Below are 15,641 nucleotides of genomic sequence, written 5' to 3'. Positions count from 1 at the left end.
AATAGCCGCAACATTATTTAATGAAATTCAATGGCAAAAAAAATAACACTCGTTTCCGAGTATTATTTCCATTGCTTCAATTTGCGGTCAAAGATGATTTTTCGGTCAACTTCCTGTTTTGTGTAATCCTGAATGTCCGACCAAAACTCATCAAGGAAAGAAATTTCCTCTACTGAACGAATATGCAGTTCAATGGTGTTCTTCGTTTTTTCCGGGTCAGCCAGCGAAATCAAGGCACCTTCCCGGTAATCATTTTTTAATGAAGACAGAATTTCATAAGGCAATTCCGGAATTAAATCTTTCGACTTCCGCCGCCAAAAGTTTTGTCCATTCGCTTCTTTGCGGATTGCCTGGGTAAAGTAATTGCCCACAAGCTCGTTCAACCGCTCCAAATGCCGGAAGTAAATTTTAGTCGTCTGTTCTTCTTCACTTGATAAGTAGACGAATTCATTTTGCAACGCTGCATAAAACGGCGGCCGCACTGTTTCTTTTTTATGGCCGATGTATAAAAGCTCAGCCTGTTCTTGGGGAGTCAGAGAATTCAATTGTCTTTCACTTTTGAAATCAATCCAGCAAAATTCACTTTTTTTATGTAGAAGCGCTTTCCGAAGCTGCGCAAACTCGTCCTGGCTGACAAATTCCATATAAGTATGCATATTGAACGAGGCATCTTCATACGGATGTTTAAGCAGCAAGAGGTTTTTAGGCATTTTCATGGCGTCCAGAAATTGAGCAAAGGTCAACCCACTGAAAAGAGCAAACTGATCAGCGTCATTCAAATAGATGTATAGATGCTGTATATAATAATCCGCGTTCAACGGTTTTTTGACCATATCCCCCACTCCAATCTCCTTTTTACATTATACGACCATTCTCATGAAATATGAAACATCCTTGCTCTATTTGCGTCATTACTTTTGGTATAGGCACATTCTATAAGAATACGCTATAATGTAAAACAACTCTCAATACTAAAAAAGTACAGGTGAACGCAAATGCAAACAAACAAGAGCATAACCGATCGCATCGATTGGCCGCTCGCTTTTATATTATTTTTATTTTTCGTGGTCTCTTTAATCGCTATTTCTTCAGCACAGACCTCCGGACAATATTTGACGAATTTCGTGCCACGGCAAGGGCTTTTTTATTTTATTTCGGTCTGCATGATTGCAGTACTTATGTACTTTGATCCAGAACAATATAAAAAAATGTCTTATTATCTATACGGTATTGGAATACTGCTTTTGATGGCTTTGATGATTGCACCTGAAGGAGTAGGCCAGATTGGTCAGCGGGTCAACGGCGCCAAAGCTTGGTTCCATACACCTTTCGTTAATCTCCAGCCTGCTGAATTTATGAAGACCTTCTATATATTGGCTTTGGCTAAAATGATTTCTTCCCATCATGAGAAACTTCCATTAAAAACGATAAAGACAGACTTATTTCTATTGGGAAAAATCGGTTTTTTACTACTTATCCCGCTGTTGTTTATCCTTCAACAGCCTGACTTGGGCACAGCACTAGTTTTTATCGCTATTACATTAGCCATTATCGTAGTCGCCGGAATTTCCTGGAAAATCATTTTGCCAAGTTTTGGCGGTGTGACGCTTATTGGCGTTACACTGCTTTGGATGGCAGTCAATATGCAAGAGTTTCTAACAGATACTTTCGGCATCCAGCCTTATGCATTTGCCCGAATTTATACATGGCTGGATCCGTATGCTTACGCAGACGGAGCAGGCTATAACCTGATTGCCGCCATGAATGCAATCGGATCAGGGGAAGTGTTCGGGAAAGGTTATCAAGGAAGACAAGTATATGTGCCGGAAAATCATACGGACTTTATCTTCACGGTCATTTCGGAAGATTTTGGATTTGTCGGAGCCAGCGCAGTCATTATTTTATTCTTCATGCTGATTTACCATTTAACTAAGATCACTTTGCAACTGAAAGATACATTCAGCACTTATGTTTGTGCCGGAATTATTGCGATGATTACATTCCACGTTTTCCAAAACATCGGAATGACCATCCAGCTCTTGCCGATTACTGGTATTCCGCTTCCATTCATCAGTTACGGCGGAAGTTCCTTGATCGGAAATATGCTGGCTATCGGAATTGTTTTCAGCATGAAATTTCACCACCGAACTTATATGTTCGGCAACGATAAAGAAGTTGATTAAAAAACTCCGACGCTTGGCGTCGGAGTTTTGCATCTATTATTGTATTTGCGGTGTTTGGGGCAAAGCCAGTGCTTTTAATAATTCCACACGAGATTTTGTGATATTTGCTTGGATTCCCAGTTTCGATAGATTGGAAACAATTTTGCGAATTTCAACGTCTTTCGCCATCCAGATCACCTCTTTATATTATTCATACTGTTATTGACGTTTTGAACTGGTGCCAGTTTCATCTATAAAGTTAAATAGTTGACTTTTCTGTGTCTATGCATATAATACCATCTTTTGCGAGATTTAAACTTTTCATTTTGATGACAAAGTGAAAAAATTGTAAATTTTTTCAGGATGAAGGAAAAATTAATAAAAGTATTTCTCCGCTTGTTGAGAATGTGTAAATTTGTATTAGTGGCCATTCCTTAACCGATATTCCGCCAACCAGCTGCGCTTGCCGCGGGCGAGCGCCAAGCCGCTTCGTCGCTTACGCTCCTGTTTCTGCATCGCTTCGCTAGCTTCGAAACATGAAAGGGCGTTGCAGGGTCTCGGCTGTCTCGCTTTCCCGCAGGCAAGACATTAGCCGACGCCTGCAAGGCTAAGTCTTTGCGACGAGCTTGCGCAGGAGCAGTACGGTTTTCTCCGCTGGTTGGCTCCATATCTAGGGGATGGGTACAAACATTAAAGTGCTTTCCGAATCAGCTCCCTATTCCAGAGAATCTCTAAAAGTGACAATAGAGAGCTGAATGCAGCGGAAGGTGGGCGAAGGGCAAAGAGGTGCTCCTGCATCGCTGCGCTAGCTTCGTCGCAAACGAACCGCGCAAAAGTGCTTTTGCACAGTTCGCTTCCTGCGGAAATAACATGAGCTGAAGACCCTGGACTGAGCAAAGCGAATGTTTTTTCAATTTGCGACGAGTAATCGCAGGAGCAAAGGAAGCGGCTGAAGCCATGTCCGCGGAAAGCGTCCCACCTGGAGCGAAATGAAAAAAGCTGTCGAAAGTTTCTCGACAGCCTGGAAAACGGCCGACTCATTCAGTCGGCCGTTTTCTTATGGTTTTATTTTCTTCCTCATTCTCGACTACGTGCTTGAGAATCGACAACTTGTTGTGCCAGAATTGGTCAAAATACGACAGCCACTGTTTTAACTCTTCAAAGGACTCCGGCTGCAGGCTATAGATTTTTTCCCTGCCTTCTTTTCGTCCGCTGACCAGCTCAGCTTCTGTTAAGATATGAAGGTGTTTCACAATTGCTGTGCGGCTGATAGGAAAATGTGAACTGATTGCCGAAATAGCCAATTCCCCTTCAGATAATAAGTGAAGCACTTCTCTCCGCGTCGGATCTGCAATCGCTTGAAAGACATCATACTTTTTAGCTGCTAAAGACAATTAAGCTTCAACCACCTTTTCGTTTAATGTTCTAACAATCCCTTCCCAGCCATGGTCCATCCGATCACGTATAATAAAACTTTTCTCGTTTGCTTTAGGAAGAACAGCTTCAGGATGCTTCCATCCTCCGTGGATAAGGGTAAATTCCGTTTTGCCTTCGATTTCCGTTAAAAGAAATGAAACAATCCAGCCTTCAGTATCCCATGTAAACGAAAGGCGATTAGGCGGATCAAATTCGGTCACTTTGCAGGGCGATGGACCGAACGGGGATTGGAGATGAAATTCATTTCCTTCTTCAGGCTGAAAATCGTTCGGCATAAACCAGGAAGCGATCCCTTCTGAAGTGGCTACGAAATCCCATACCTTTTGGACAGGGGCATCAATTATGATGACATGTTTAATATCTTCCAGCATTGCTTGATTAATCGGTTCCATGATCATTCTCCTTCAGTATAAAGTAACACCTTTTGGTTATATTTAATATGATATAGTCCCTCAAGGTTTAATGTCAATTGCTCCAAAGAAGCGACCGTATCGTGTTTTATTAAAAGGCGTAAAGAATTAATTGCCTTTCCTTCATTGTCGTTCTCCTTCAACAGGGGTAAAATGGCACCATAGTCTTTTTAGAAAGCAGGAAATTTCATTATGAAAAAAACCATTCTATTGCTGATGTCAGTTCAATTTTTCGTTTACTTGGGCTTCGGCATTATCATACCGGTATTGCCGGAAGTTATTGTTCAGAAAGGCTATGCAGATATTCATGTTGGCGGACTCATCACCATTTACGCGCTTGCTTCTTTTTTTACAGCACCGCTTTGGGGCCGTTTATCCGATAGAACCGGCCGCAAAAAACTAATTTTAATCGGCTTGGCCGGATTCAGCCTCAGTTTCTTTTTGTTCTCGCTGTTTCTGGATCATCTGATTTTGCTGTATTTATCCCGTATCATCGGCGGCTTGTTTTCCGGCGCCCTATACACAGCAGTAACCGGCTACGTGGCCGATATTACGACATCTGAAGAACGCAATAAATACATGGGTTTGCTCGGCATGTCAATCGGCCTCGGCTTTATTTTCGGCCCAGCAATCGGCGGTTTGCTTGGCGCAATTTCTCTTTCCCTGCCATTTACCGCGTCAGCCGTTCTCATCTTGCTGCTCATGGTCTATGCCGGCATCGTCTTGAAAGAACCGGAGCGCCATGGCGAAGCGGTCAAACGGAAACTGCTGCCAAAAGGCGCCAGCATGCTTTGGCAATACCGGATCCGATACCTATTTCTGTTCTCGTTTACCGTAACCTTTCTGCTGGCCGGCTTGGAATCGACATTCCAGCTATTCCAAATTGACCAGATTGAAATTACGCCGCTGCAGCTTGGCTATCTCTTTATGGCAAGCGGTTTTGTGGATGCAGCGATTCAAGGCGGCGTCGTGCGCCGTGTGAAAGACGGATCGGAAACCAAATGGATCATCGGTGCGCAAATCGTCACAGCAGCCGGACTGTTTTTACTGCCTTTCACTTCGAGCCTGATTTTCGCCGGTATTGCCCTCAGCATTTTCACAGCTGGCAACGCCCTTGCCCGAACGATATTGGTGTCTCTGACTTCAAAAGAGTCTGGCGGAAAGTACGGCACCGCCGCTGGCATGACCTACTCAATGGATAATATGGGCCGCATCATTGGACCGCTGCTTTTCACATGGCTATTGACACTGCAATCCGGATCGGTTTATTATCTTTCCGGTGCACTGGCTTTGTTCAGCATCGGGTTGATCGTGATTTATAAAAGTTCCGGCAAAACTTTGCGGACCAGTGAAAAAGCAAGCCCCTCTTCGTGAGGCGCTTGCTTTTTTCTTTTCATTAAACAGGCGTACCGCCATTGATGTTCAGAACTTGTCCGGTGATGTAAGACGAATCATCGGATGCTAAGTAAACATAGCCCGGTGCCAGTTCATCCGGCTGACCGGCGCGGCCGAGCGGCGTATTCTTGCCGAAACTTTCCACTTGTTCCGCGGGGAACGAAGCCGGAATAAGCGGCGTCCAGATCGGACCCGGCGCTACGGCATTGACGCGGATATTTTGTTCCGCAAGGGAACCTGATAGAGCGCGTGTGAATGACAGAATTGCCCCTTTTGTGGAAGAATAGTCAATTAACGTCGGCATACCTTGGAAAGCCGTGATGGACGTGGTATTGATAATCGAGCTTCCTGACTTTAAATGATCCAGCGCTGCTTTTGTCAGGTGGAACATGCCGAACACATTTGTGCGGAAAGTCTGTTCCAATTGTTCGGCCGTAATGTCTTTCAACGAATCCTGCAAATGCTGCTCGGCCGCATTATTGACCAGGATGTCCAGCTTGCCGAATTCATCGATCACTTGCTGCACCGCTCCTTGGCAAAACGCTTCATCGCCAATATCTCCTGCGATTAAGATGCAGCGTCTTCCTTCTTTTTCAACGTACCGTTTTGTTTCTTCTGCATCTTCATGTTCATCAAGATAAGCAATAGCCACGTCTGCCCCTTCTTTTGCAAATGCCACAGCTACCGCACGGCCAATGCCACTGTCCCCTCCGGTAATCAAAGCCGTTTTGTCCGGGAGGCGCTGCGCTTTCCCAGCGAGATTGCCGGTGAATTCCGGTTGCGGCGTCATTTTTGATTCAAAACCCGGCTGGCGTCCCTGTTCCTGCGGCGGCAGGCTTTCCGGTTTATTTTTTTCCATTCTGCTTCATCCTCTCTGATTCTTTCATGTCTCTGGGATTTTTCCCTTTGTCTGGCAACCTAAACCTGGAACAGAAATAAAGAAAAACCAACAATCAGCAGACCTTTTCGTTCCTCGCTGATTGTTGGTTCATTATTGAAACAAACTTATTTAATTTTTATGATTTCACATCATGGATCTATCTCGAACACTAAGATTCAGTTTCGGATGAGCTTCTTTCCAGAATATCTTCACTATCCGTGCGATTTATCACTTAAGCATGCTAAAATTCCCAAAGAAAATGTTGAACTGATTCCGGATTTGCCATATAAAAAATTTATCCTGGATGTATCTGAATAGAAAAGCCCTTTGATTAGCAGGCTTTCATGTAAGATGATACCTGCTATAAGCTTCTTGGAATTTCATGAACATTTGCCAGTCCTGTTCAAATTCAGGCTGGATGCAGGACACTTGAAATAAATTCCGGTCCTTTAAGTAAGTGCTTTTGGCATGCAGTTCATAGCCTGACAGATGGGCATCGAGCGGAAAATGCTCAAATTCATCTTCTGCTTTAAATGTCAGCAGCACCGGGTAGTCTGCCGTTAAATATGGCCAATCCTGTGTGGAGCTTTTCAAAATTTCAAAGCGTTCGCTTAAAAGCGAATACCTTTCGGGATAAGCTTCAAGCGCTTGCTTGAAGCTTTTCAACAAGGGATAGGATAAGGTGAACGGCACCTTATTTTCATACAATCCCAAATCCAGATATGCAGGAAGTGCAGGATCTGATTCTATTTCATGATGGGAAAAAACGACGGCAATCCCAGTCATTGTACCAATCGCTTTTCCACTTACCGCTGTCGCCAGCCATACCTTTTTCAAAGAAAAAGAGACGGCTCCGAAACTGCTGACGGCATCAACGCATAGTTTCACTTTGTAGGTTTCGCATAAATCGGCGACCGCCTCCAAATCATTCAGCATGCCAGTAGAAGTTTCCCCGTGCACCATCAACATCCAGCCATATTCTCCATGTTCCAATTCACCGCCGAGTTTCTCCATTGAAAAAGAATGGCCCCATTCTGCTTCCAGGACTTCAAAATCCAGCTGCCATCTTGCAGCCTGCCCTTTCAGCCTGTTGCCGAATTCCCCGTTCACCAGAATCAGGCCTTTTGCTGGTTCCTTTTTCAACTGGGCGATCATGGCTTCATTCGCCAATGTGCCGCTGCCAACTAATAAATGTGGAAAAGACTCCCCCAGTTCTACAAGCCGGTCCCTTACATCTTCATAAAGGGCTTGGAATGTCGATGATCTGTGCGAGACGGATTCTTCTGTAAAAGGGGCAGCCAGTTCTTTAGTAAGATGCACCGGTCCTGGATGAAATAATTTCCTTTTGGTCTGCAGCCGTGAAGCAACGGATTGTCCATACTGTTTGCGCGTAGTCACCATTGGTATAAATACAGCTTCTCCTTGTCCGACCGGTTCCGCGAAAGCGCGGAACCCAATCTGCCCATAGAGCTTTAATTGGCGCGTGGTTCCGGAAATAACAGCAGCTCCGTAGCCTCGCTCATAGCAATAATCGGACAACGCACGGGCAAGCAGGAAAAATACGCGTCCGTTGCGATGGGCTTTCCTGACAGCCATTAACCGGATTTCGCACATCTTTTCAACGTCTGGAAGGAAGTTTTCCACTGGACCGATTTTCTTGTCCAGCGAAAAAGGCCGCTCTTCTCGAAGCGCAATCATTCCGACAATGGCAGTATCCGCCAACACGATCAAATACGTATTCTGTTCATGGAATGGGTCTACTCGTGTACCGGAAGGATCCGTCTCATGCTGGGGGATTTCTTCCACAAACGTTTCGTAATTCAATTTAGCGATTTCATCAAACTCGAATTGTGTCCGCGCGATTTTGCACCAATACACGAGCTTCTCCCCTTCCTACTTTCCCCGAAAGACTTCGTCTATCTTATAAAGACTCAAATCAATGTCAATAGGTTGCCCCATCGCCAGCTTTGCTAATTCTTTTCCCAAATACGGCCCCGCCGTCAATCCTGAAGAACCAAGGCCGTTTGCCATAAATATATTCGGATGTCCCGGAACTTGTCCGATTACCGGCAAAGCACTTTGTGTGGATGGTCTGAATCCTGTTCCCGCTCCAGTAACTTCGGCTGCTGCCAACCCTGGAATGGCGTCCAAAGTCTTATCAAGAATATGATGGATTCCGCCTGCCGTCAGCTTCGTATCAAATCCAGCATCGTTCTCATGCGTTGCCCCTGCCATAATTCGCCCTCCTGAAAAAGGAACGACATACAAACCGAATGGCACCATGGCGACCGGCCAATCGATGATCGAATCACTTTCTACATGCATGTGGAGAATCTGAGCTTTTTGAGGAACGATGTCGAGTGCTAAGCCCAAGGGTTCAAATAATTCAGCAGCCCAAGCGCCTCCAGCTGAAACGATGCTGTCAGCAAAAAATTCTTTTGTTTCCGTCTGGACACCGACAACTTTCTCTTCTTCTACGATGAACCGGGCATTGCCGCTGACTTTTTTCGCTCCCAACTTCAACGCTGCCCGGATCAAAGCATCTCTGACTGCATGTCCTTCTACACGTGCTGCGCCGCTGACAAAAAGCGATCCATATTCATCGGAGGCATAAGGAAATAATTCTTTGGTCTGCACAGGAGAAAGCCGGCAGATTTCGCCCATTTCCGGGGCGTCTTCCCGGCGTTCATACGCTTTTTCTTCCATTTTATCGAGCTTGCTTTCCTCGTGGATGCTGACAATCCCGACTTGTTTATAGCCTGTATCTTTTTCCCCGAGCTGCTCCAATTCAGAAATTAAATCCGGGTAGTAAGCCGCTCCGCTTTTAGCCAGGCCATACCATGCTTTATTTCTGCGCTGCGAAATCCAAGGACAGACAATGCCGGCTGCCACACCGGTCGCTTGTCCGACATCCTCCCGGTCAATCAATGTAACATCCGCTCCGGATTTTGCTGCGTGATAAGCAACAGAAGCACCTAAAATACCAGAGCCGATAATAATTATTGAATTCATGCATAACACCCAGTTCCTATATTTTTGTATCTTCATTTTACTGGAGATAAAGCCTTTACTCAAATATAGCCTCTCTGAAAGCAGCTGGACCGTGATTTGAAATTCAGTTTTAGGGTAAAGCAATATAGAAACGATACGAGGAAACCCGAAGGAGGAATCTGTATGGAGAGAAGTTCTTCAACTGAAAAAGTATTACCGGTGACTTCCATTAAAGATGGATCAGGTATTGAAGTCGTTCCAGGCGTCTACTGCTACACGATCCAAATAGCCAATGTCTTTTTTATCGGCAACCCCGCTATCAGCAGCGATTGGGTTCTGGTCGACGCCGGAATGCCAGGCTCAGCGCACCGGATTTTAAAAGAAGCGGAAAATCGTTTTGGCCCTGATCATAAACTGAAAGCCATTATTTTAACGCACGGGCATTTTGATCATGTCGGCGGCCTAATCGACATTTTAGAAACGCATAAAGTTCCCGTCTATGCACATCCTCTCGAATTCACTTATTTAAAAGGAATTACGGATTATCCGGAACCCGATTATAAAGTAGATGGTGGAACAGTGGCCAAGATGTCATGGGAGTTCCCGCATCAAGCAATCGATATTTCAGCACATCTCCACCAACTGCCGACAGATGGCACGGTTCCACATATGCCGGGCTGGAAATGGATCCACACTCCCGGGCATACAGAAGGCCATGTATCTCTTTTCCGCGAATATGGGCGAGTGCTGCTTGCTGGCGACGCATTTGTCACCGTCAAACAGGATTCACTTTATAAAGTGCTGACACAAAAGAAAGAAGTCCATGGTCCCCCGGTTTATCTGACGCCAGACTGGCGCGCAGCATGGGAGTCTGTTGTTAAACTTGTTGAATTGCGGCCATCCATCGCTGCAACCGGACACGGAAAACCAATGCGAGGTGCTGCTTTGGCTAAAGGTTTAGTGAACTTGGCGAATAATTTCCAAGAAGTCGCTGTCCCTAAATACGGAAAGTTTGTAGACCAGCCGAAAGCTCAATAAACGCTCTCCCCTGAAAGCGTTGCTATCAGGGGATTTTTTATGGTCTAGCCCCTATTCCTAACTCCCTTAAAAAATAATTACAAATTAAATGTTTTAATAATTCCGGCTTCGGGTATACAAATAGTCCAGTCTCGTTTTTTTTAGACACTGTAATATACTGGAATGGAGATGAGCACGATGATGAAAAAAGCGCTATTCGTCTCTGACCACGGAGATCCGCTGGCCAAACTAGGCGGGAAACAAGCCGGTGGCCAAAATAATTACGTTAAACAATTAGCTCTTGCCCTTGAAAAGAAAGGTTGGCAAATAGATGTTGTCACACATTGGTGCGATGCTTCGGCCCCAAGAATTGAAAAGTTTGGAACTGCTTGCCGTGTTATTCGCATCGAAGCGGGCCATAAAGGGTTTGTATCAAAAGATGAAATGTTCACGATGCTTCCTTCATTCTATACAGAATTGAAAAGCACCCTATCCCTTTCTTCATATGACATGGTCCATACGCATTATTGGCTATCCGGTTTAATCGGAAAAAGGTTAAAAGAAGAATTCGGTTTGCCATTTGTCCATACTTCACATTCTTTAGGATGGGCAAAAGCGAAAGCGACAGGCATCCGCGATGCACGCCGTGCAAAAGCAGAAAGAGCGATTTTAAAAGCCGCTGACCAAATATTAGCTACAACCAATAACGAAAAACAGTTGATCCAGGAAAATGTCGATTCACCTTCTCCTATAAAAGTGATCCCCATTGGGGTTGACCAAGCATTTAAAGTGCGCGGAATCCGTAGTCACCTAAGAAAAAAATCCGGTTATGACACCCCCCTCTTTGTTTTCGCCGGCAGACTTGAAGAAACGAAAGGCATCTTCACTTTATTAGAAGCTTTTCAATTGCTTGTGCAAAAAGGAAATGCCGGCTTTACTCCGCGTCTCTTGATTGCCGGAGGGGAAGAAGATGCTATTGATTCTGTGGCGCGTCTGCCATATGACGAGAAATTGCGTGCGGCGGTCAAAGGAATCGAAGAGCATGTGGAGTTTTTAGGGCCGCAGTCTCAAGAACAGCTTGCCTTGCTGTTTAATATCTCTACTGCAACGATTGTGCCAAGTTATTACGAATCGTTCGGCATGGTAGCCGCTGAAGCACAGGCTTGTGGAAGTCCGGTTATCGCTTCTGATGTAGGTGGATTAAAAAATGTTGTACAGGACGGAATTACTGGGCTATTGGTTGAGACGAAAAACGAAATAGACCTTGCCATCGCAATGGAAGTCCTATCAATGAACACGTTACTGGTAGAACGCCTTAGCCGTCAGGCAGTGCGTATTGCCAACCGCGATTTTGACTGGAGTTCTATTTCAAATCGTGTCAATTCAATGTATGAGGTGATTATGAATGAAGGAAGCAAAACATATATTAGCAACCGACCTGGACGGGACGCTGGTTGGTGATCCAGAAGGTTTGCAGCAATTACTGAAGTTCTATGACGAACAAGTTTACGATGTGTCTTTGATTTATATTACCGGCCGTTACTGCGATTCCGCTTTATCACTCATTGAAACGGAGAACCTGCCGATTCCTGATATTTTGGTTACGGATGTTGGCACCAGTATCTATATTGGCGAAAAGTTCGAGAAAGACCTTGAATGGGAAAAGCGGATGAAAGAAAATTGGATGCCAGATGAAATCGATGCACTCGCTTCATCCATCCCCGGTTTGACGAAACAGCCAATGATTTTGGAAAACCGCTGCTCTTATTATGTCTCAGAAATTCAGCCCGTGGAGGAATTCAAACGTAAATTGGCTGTTTCTGCTATTCCTCATAAACTTATCTTTAGCGGAGGCAAAGATGTCGACGTCGTCCCTAAAGGCAGCGGCAAAGGCCAAGCTCTTCAATATATTTTGAAAAAATACGATATCAAAGACCCGAACCTGCTTGTAGCCGGAGATTCCGGAAACGATTTGGAAATGCTGACGCTCGGATTTCCTTCCGTGATCGTGGGCAATGCCCAGCCTGAACTCCTGGAAAGCGAGGCACATCCAATGATTTTCCGTGCTAAAAAAGGATTTGCCGGCGGCATTCACGAAGCATGGGCCCATTTCCATTCCAAATAACCTTCTCCAGCCATCCGACAGTGGCTGAAGAAGGTTATTTTTATACATAACAATTTTGCGGATTCAAGTAAACATTTGTTTTTTTAGTTATTTCGTTTATATTTAGTAGAAAGACAGTTTCGTGTTTTTAATCCCTTTACCACATTAAGTGTACGAAGCTTATGTCTTGCCTATGAACAGGAGGAATTGAGATGAGTAAAGTCGCGAATTTGCAAAAAGAGTCCATGGTCATGTTAAAAGAAACAAGCCGGACTTTTTTCATCCCAATCAATTTTCTAGAACCGGCTTTAAAAAAGACGGTCGCTTCTGCTTACCTGTGTATGAGAGCAATCGACGAAATTGAAGATCATCCGGAATTAGAAGACGAAGCAAAGCAGCATCTATTGCTCGCTGTCAGCCAAATGTTACATACGACATTTGACGGGGACCGCTATCAGGCCTTGCTTCAGCCTTATGCCCATATTTTGCCGCCCGTCACTAAGCGTCTTGCTGACTGGATCAGTGTATGCCCTCCAGAAATTGTGGGCAAAATAAATGAATCCACAGCCATTATGGCAGGCGGAATGGCTAAATGGGTCGAAAAGAAATGGATTATTGAAACAAAAGAAGATTTAGATGACTATACCTATTATGTTGCCGGGCTGGTTGGCACAATGCTCTCCGATTTGTGGAAATGGCATGACAACACTGAAACAGATCCCGAACTGGCCATCGCATTTGGACGCGGACTTCAAGCGGTTAACATGCTCCGCAATTACGATGAAGACCTGGAACGCGGCGTCACTTTTGTGCCGAATGGCTGGGACCGGAATGATATGTTCAATTACGCCAATGATAACTTAGCGAAAGCAGATGAATACGTCAAGTCCATCAAAAATAAACGCATTATCATGTTCTGCAAAGTACCTCTTGCTCTTGCCCACAGCACTTTAAAAGCTTTGAAATCTGGAAAAGAAAAAATTACCCGCAAAGAAGTTGAAAGCATTGTGGAACAGCTGAAACAGGAAGAAAACGTAGAATAACGGATTAAAAACATTCAACCTTTCGTTGAGTGTTTTTTTCTTTTTAGTTTACAATGGGAAAACTTACTTAGTTGAAGCTGCTCTTTCCTTCTTCATTTCGGTCAAATAGTCTATACTGGTTATACAGATATTTTTAAAAAATGAGGGAAAAAGATGACTATTTCTATTATAAGTATAGTAACTACCGCAACTCTCATTCTCAATATTTTCTTGGCCATCACGCTCATTTTCTTGGAACGCCGTGATGCCAGTTCTACCTGGGCCTGGCTTTTAGTCTTGTTTTTCATTCCCATTTTGGGATTCTTAGCTTATCTCTTGCTCGGAAGACAACTTCGAAAAAAAACACTTTTCAAATGGGAAGGCCGCCAGCGTGTCGGGATTGAGAATTTAATCGCCCACCAAATGAACGCGCTGCATGATGATGAATTTCATTTTGCTGATCCGCATGTAAATGATTATAAAGATTTAGTGTATTTACATTTAAGAAACAACGGAGCGGTTTTGACTCAGGACAATGCCGTTCAGATTTTTAATGATGGACGCGAAAAATTTGATTCCTTGATCCACGACATTGAACAGGCGAAGAATCATATACATATGCAATATTATATTTTCCGTTTGGATCAACTGGGCATCCGTATAATGAATGCTTTGACGGCCAAGGCAAAACAAGGAGTCAAAGTCCGGCTGCTATACGATGATATGGGATCACGGCGGCTGAGAAAAAGGCATTTCAAAGAATTTATCAAAGCGGGCGGAGAAGTAGAAACATTCTTCCCTTCGATCTGGCCATTGATCAATCCCCGGCTGAATTACCGGAACCACCGGAAAATCGTGGTCATTGATGGCCGGGTCGGTTATATCGGCGGCTTTAACGTAGGGGAAGAATATCTTGGCTTAAGCCGGAAGTTCGGCTATTGGCGCGATACCCACCTTCGTTTGGAAGGCAGTTCCCTGCATCCGCTGCAAACACGTTTTATATTGGATTGGAACCAGGCTTCCGCGCGGAATGACATTGAATACGACGAAATCTATTTTCCGGCTATCCCTAAAAAAGGGGATACGACGATGCAAATTGTATCAAGTGGGCCAGATGAAGAGTGGGAACAAATAAAAGATGGTTATTTGAAGATGATCAATATGGCCAAGAAATATATTTATATTCAAACGCCTTATTTTATCCCGGATCCCAGTTTTTACGATGCTGTCCGGATTGCTGCTTTGTCAGGGATCGATGTCCGCATCATGATTCCCAATAAACCGGATCATCCTTTCGTGTACTGGGCTACTTATTCTTATGCGGGGCAAATGCTTAGAGCTGGAGCCCGTGTATTCATCTATGATAACGGCTTTCTGCATACGAAGATGATTGTGGTGGACGACAAAGTCTCAACAGTCGGCACAGCCAATATCGATGTGCGCAGTTTTAAATTGAATTTTGAAGTGAACGCTTTTATATACGATCACAAAGTCTCCGCTGAACTTGCCGATTTATTCCATCAGGATATGGAGCTTTCAGAAGAATTGACGCTCGGGCTGTATTTTGCAAGAACCCGGCTGATTAAAACGAAAGAATCAATTGCCAGATTACTGTCGCCTATTTTATAAGGATAGGCCAAGTTGAAATGAACATAAAAAAGTCTCCCTCGGGAGACTTTTTTCAGCTTGTTGAGAAAGTTGAAATTTGTATTAGCTATCATCCCTTAACCGATATTCCGCCAACCAGCTGCGCTTGCCGCGGGCGAGCGCCAAGCCGCTTCGTCGCTGCGCTGCCCCGCAGGCAAGACATTAGCCGACGCCTGCGAGGCTAAGTCTTTGCGACGAGCTTGCGCAGGAGCAGTATGTTTTCCTCCGCTGGTTGGCTCCATATCAGGAGAGCAGGAACAAAGAATAGAGAGCTTTCTCAAACAATCATGATTTTAGAGAATCACAAAAGGTGATAAAAAAGGGCTGAATGCAGCGGAAGGCGGCGACTTCTGCGGGAGCAGCGAAGCGAGTCCTGAGACCCCGCAGGGAATGAATGGGGCAAAAGCAGTTTGCCTCGTTCATTTGCGACGAAGCTAGCGCAGCGATGCAGGAGCATACGGTCTTCGCCAGCGAGCGAGGAGGCTCAGGCCGCCTCCCCACGGAAAGCGTCCGCCCTGGAGCGAAATGATAGAAGAGCATACGAGTTTATCGAAAGCATAAAAAAAAGTCTCCCTT

General features: G+C 44.7%; 14 protein-coding genes. 7 read left to right on the top strand and 7 right to left on the bottom strand.

All coding sequences use genetic code 11. The annotated features are described in order from the left end of the window. Positions 1 to 62 precede the first annotated feature (62 nt). On the bottom strand, positions 63 to 833 hold the full coding sequence (locus QWY16_RS02665) for a hypothetical protein (protein ID WP_300991320.1): 771 nt from the start codon (positions 831 to 833) through the stop codon (positions 63 to 65). 162 nt (positions 834 to 995) lie between these two features. On the opposite strand from QWY16_RS02665, the gene QWY16_RS02660 reads away from it, so the two are divergent. Then, positions 996 to 2,183, top strand: coding sequence for an FtsW/RodA/SpoVE family cell cycle protein (locus QWY16_RS02660; RefSeq protein ID WP_300991319.1), 1,188 nt, complete (start codon positions 996 to 998; stop codon positions 2,181 to 2,183). A 36-nt stretch (positions 2,184 to 2,219) separates the two neighbouring features. Here the strand turns inward: QWY16_RS02660 and QWY16_RS02655 are convergent, their stop codons facing one another. The 3 genes from QWY16_RS02655 to QWY16_RS02645 all read right to left on the bottom strand — a co-directional run bounded on the left by QWY16_RS02655 (position 2,220) and on the right by QWY16_RS02645 (position 3,991). Next, positions 2,220 to 2,351: an Lmo0850 family protein gene (locus QWY16_RS02655; RefSeq protein ID WP_300991318.1), complete on the bottom strand. Its 132-nt coding sequence runs from the start codon at positions 2,349 to 2,351 to the stop codon at positions 2,220 to 2,222. A gap of 848 nt (positions 2,352 to 3,199) precedes the next feature. Next, positions 3,200 to 3,556, bottom strand: coding sequence for an ArsR/SmtB family transcription factor (locus tag QWY16_RS02650; RefSeq protein ID WP_300991317.1), 357 nt, complete (start codon positions 3,554 to 3,556; stop codon positions 3,200 to 3,202). Beyond that, a complete protein-coding gene (locus tag QWY16_RS02645; protein ID WP_300991316.1) occupies positions 3,557 to 3,991 on the bottom strand; it encodes an SRPBCC family protein in 435 nt (144 codons plus the stop codon). 210 nt (positions 3,992 to 4,201) lie between these two features. Here QWY16_RS02645 and QWY16_RS02640 point away from each other — a divergent pair, with 210 nt between their 5' ends. After that, positions 4,202 to 5,383: an MFS transporter gene (locus QWY16_RS02640; protein ID WP_300991315.1), complete on the top strand. Its 1,182-nt coding sequence runs from the start codon at positions 4,202 to 4,204 to the stop codon at positions 5,381 to 5,383. A gap of 22 nt (positions 5,384 to 5,405) precedes the next feature. Here the strand turns inward: QWY16_RS02640 and QWY16_RS02635 are convergent, their stop codons facing one another. The 3 genes from QWY16_RS02635 to QWY16_RS02625 form a co-directional block, all read right to left on the bottom strand. Next, positions 5,406 to 6,263 (bottom strand): SDR family oxidoreductase, encoded by an 858-nt coding sequence (locus QWY16_RS02635; RefSeq protein WP_300991314.1) that lies wholly within the window; start codon positions 6,261 to 6,263, stop codon positions 5,406 to 5,408. Between the two features lie 363 nt (positions 6,264 to 6,626). Then, positions 6,627 to 8,162, bottom strand: coding sequence for an aminotransferase class V-fold PLP-dependent enzyme (locus tag QWY16_RS02630; RefSeq protein WP_300991313.1), 1,536 nt, complete (start codon positions 8,160 to 8,162; stop codon positions 6,627 to 6,629). 15 nt (positions 8,163 to 8,177) lie between these two features. Beyond that, positions 8,178 to 9,296, bottom strand: a complete 1,119-nt coding sequence (locus QWY16_RS02625) for an NAD(P)/FAD-dependent oxidoreductase (protein WP_300991312.1) — start codon at positions 9,294 to 9,296, stop codon at positions 8,178 to 8,180. Positions 9,297 to 9,458: 162 nt separating this feature from the next. Between QWY16_RS02625 and QWY16_RS02620 the strand changes: the two genes are divergently transcribed. The 5 genes from QWY16_RS02620 to cls all read left to right on the top strand — a co-directional run bounded on the left by QWY16_RS02620 (position 9,459) and on the right by cls (position 15,047). After that, the gene (locus tag QWY16_RS02620) at positions 9,459 to 10,313 is read left to right on the top strand and encodes an MBL fold metallo-hydrolase (RefSeq protein WP_300991311.1); all 855 of its coding nucleotides are present in this window, start codon (positions 9,459 to 9,461) and stop codon (positions 10,311 to 10,313) included. A 177-nt stretch (positions 10,314 to 10,490) separates the two neighbouring features. Beyond that, positions 10,491 to 11,753 carry a glycosyltransferase gene (locus QWY16_RS02615; protein WP_300991310.1) on the top strand — a complete coding sequence of 421 codons (1,263 nt, stop codon included), beginning with the start codon at positions 10,491 to 10,493 and terminating at the stop codon, positions 11,751 to 11,753. Then, positions 11,698 to 12,417, top strand: a complete 720-nt coding sequence (locus QWY16_RS02610; protein ID WP_300991309.1) for an HAD-IIB family hydrolase — start codon at positions 11,698 to 11,700, stop codon at positions 12,415 to 12,417. The genes QWY16_RS02615 and QWY16_RS02610 overlap by 56 nt, the downstream gene beginning before the upstream one ends. Before the next feature lie 191 nt (positions 12,418 to 12,608). Beyond that, positions 12,609 to 13,439: a phytoene/squalene synthase family protein gene (locus QWY16_RS02605; RefSeq protein ID WP_300991308.1), complete on the top strand. Its 831-nt coding sequence runs from the start codon at positions 12,609 to 12,611 to the stop codon at positions 13,437 to 13,439. Positions 13,440 to 13,592: 153 nt separating this feature from the next. Beyond that, positions 13,593 to 15,047, top strand: a complete 1,455-nt coding sequence (cls, locus tag QWY16_RS02600; RefSeq protein ID WP_300991307.1) for a cardiolipin synthase — start codon at positions 13,593 to 13,595, stop codon at positions 15,045 to 15,047. The last annotated feature ends 594 nt before the right edge of the window (positions 15,048 to 15,641 follow it).

The organism is Planococcus shenhongbingii (genome assembly GCF_030413635.1).
GTDB classification, from domain to species: Bacteria; Bacillota; Bacilli; order Bacillales_A; family Planococcaceae; genus Planococcus; species Planococcus shenhongbingii.
Note: the sequence above shows the minus strand (reverse complement) of the source record. Positions and strands in the feature narration are given on the sequence as shown.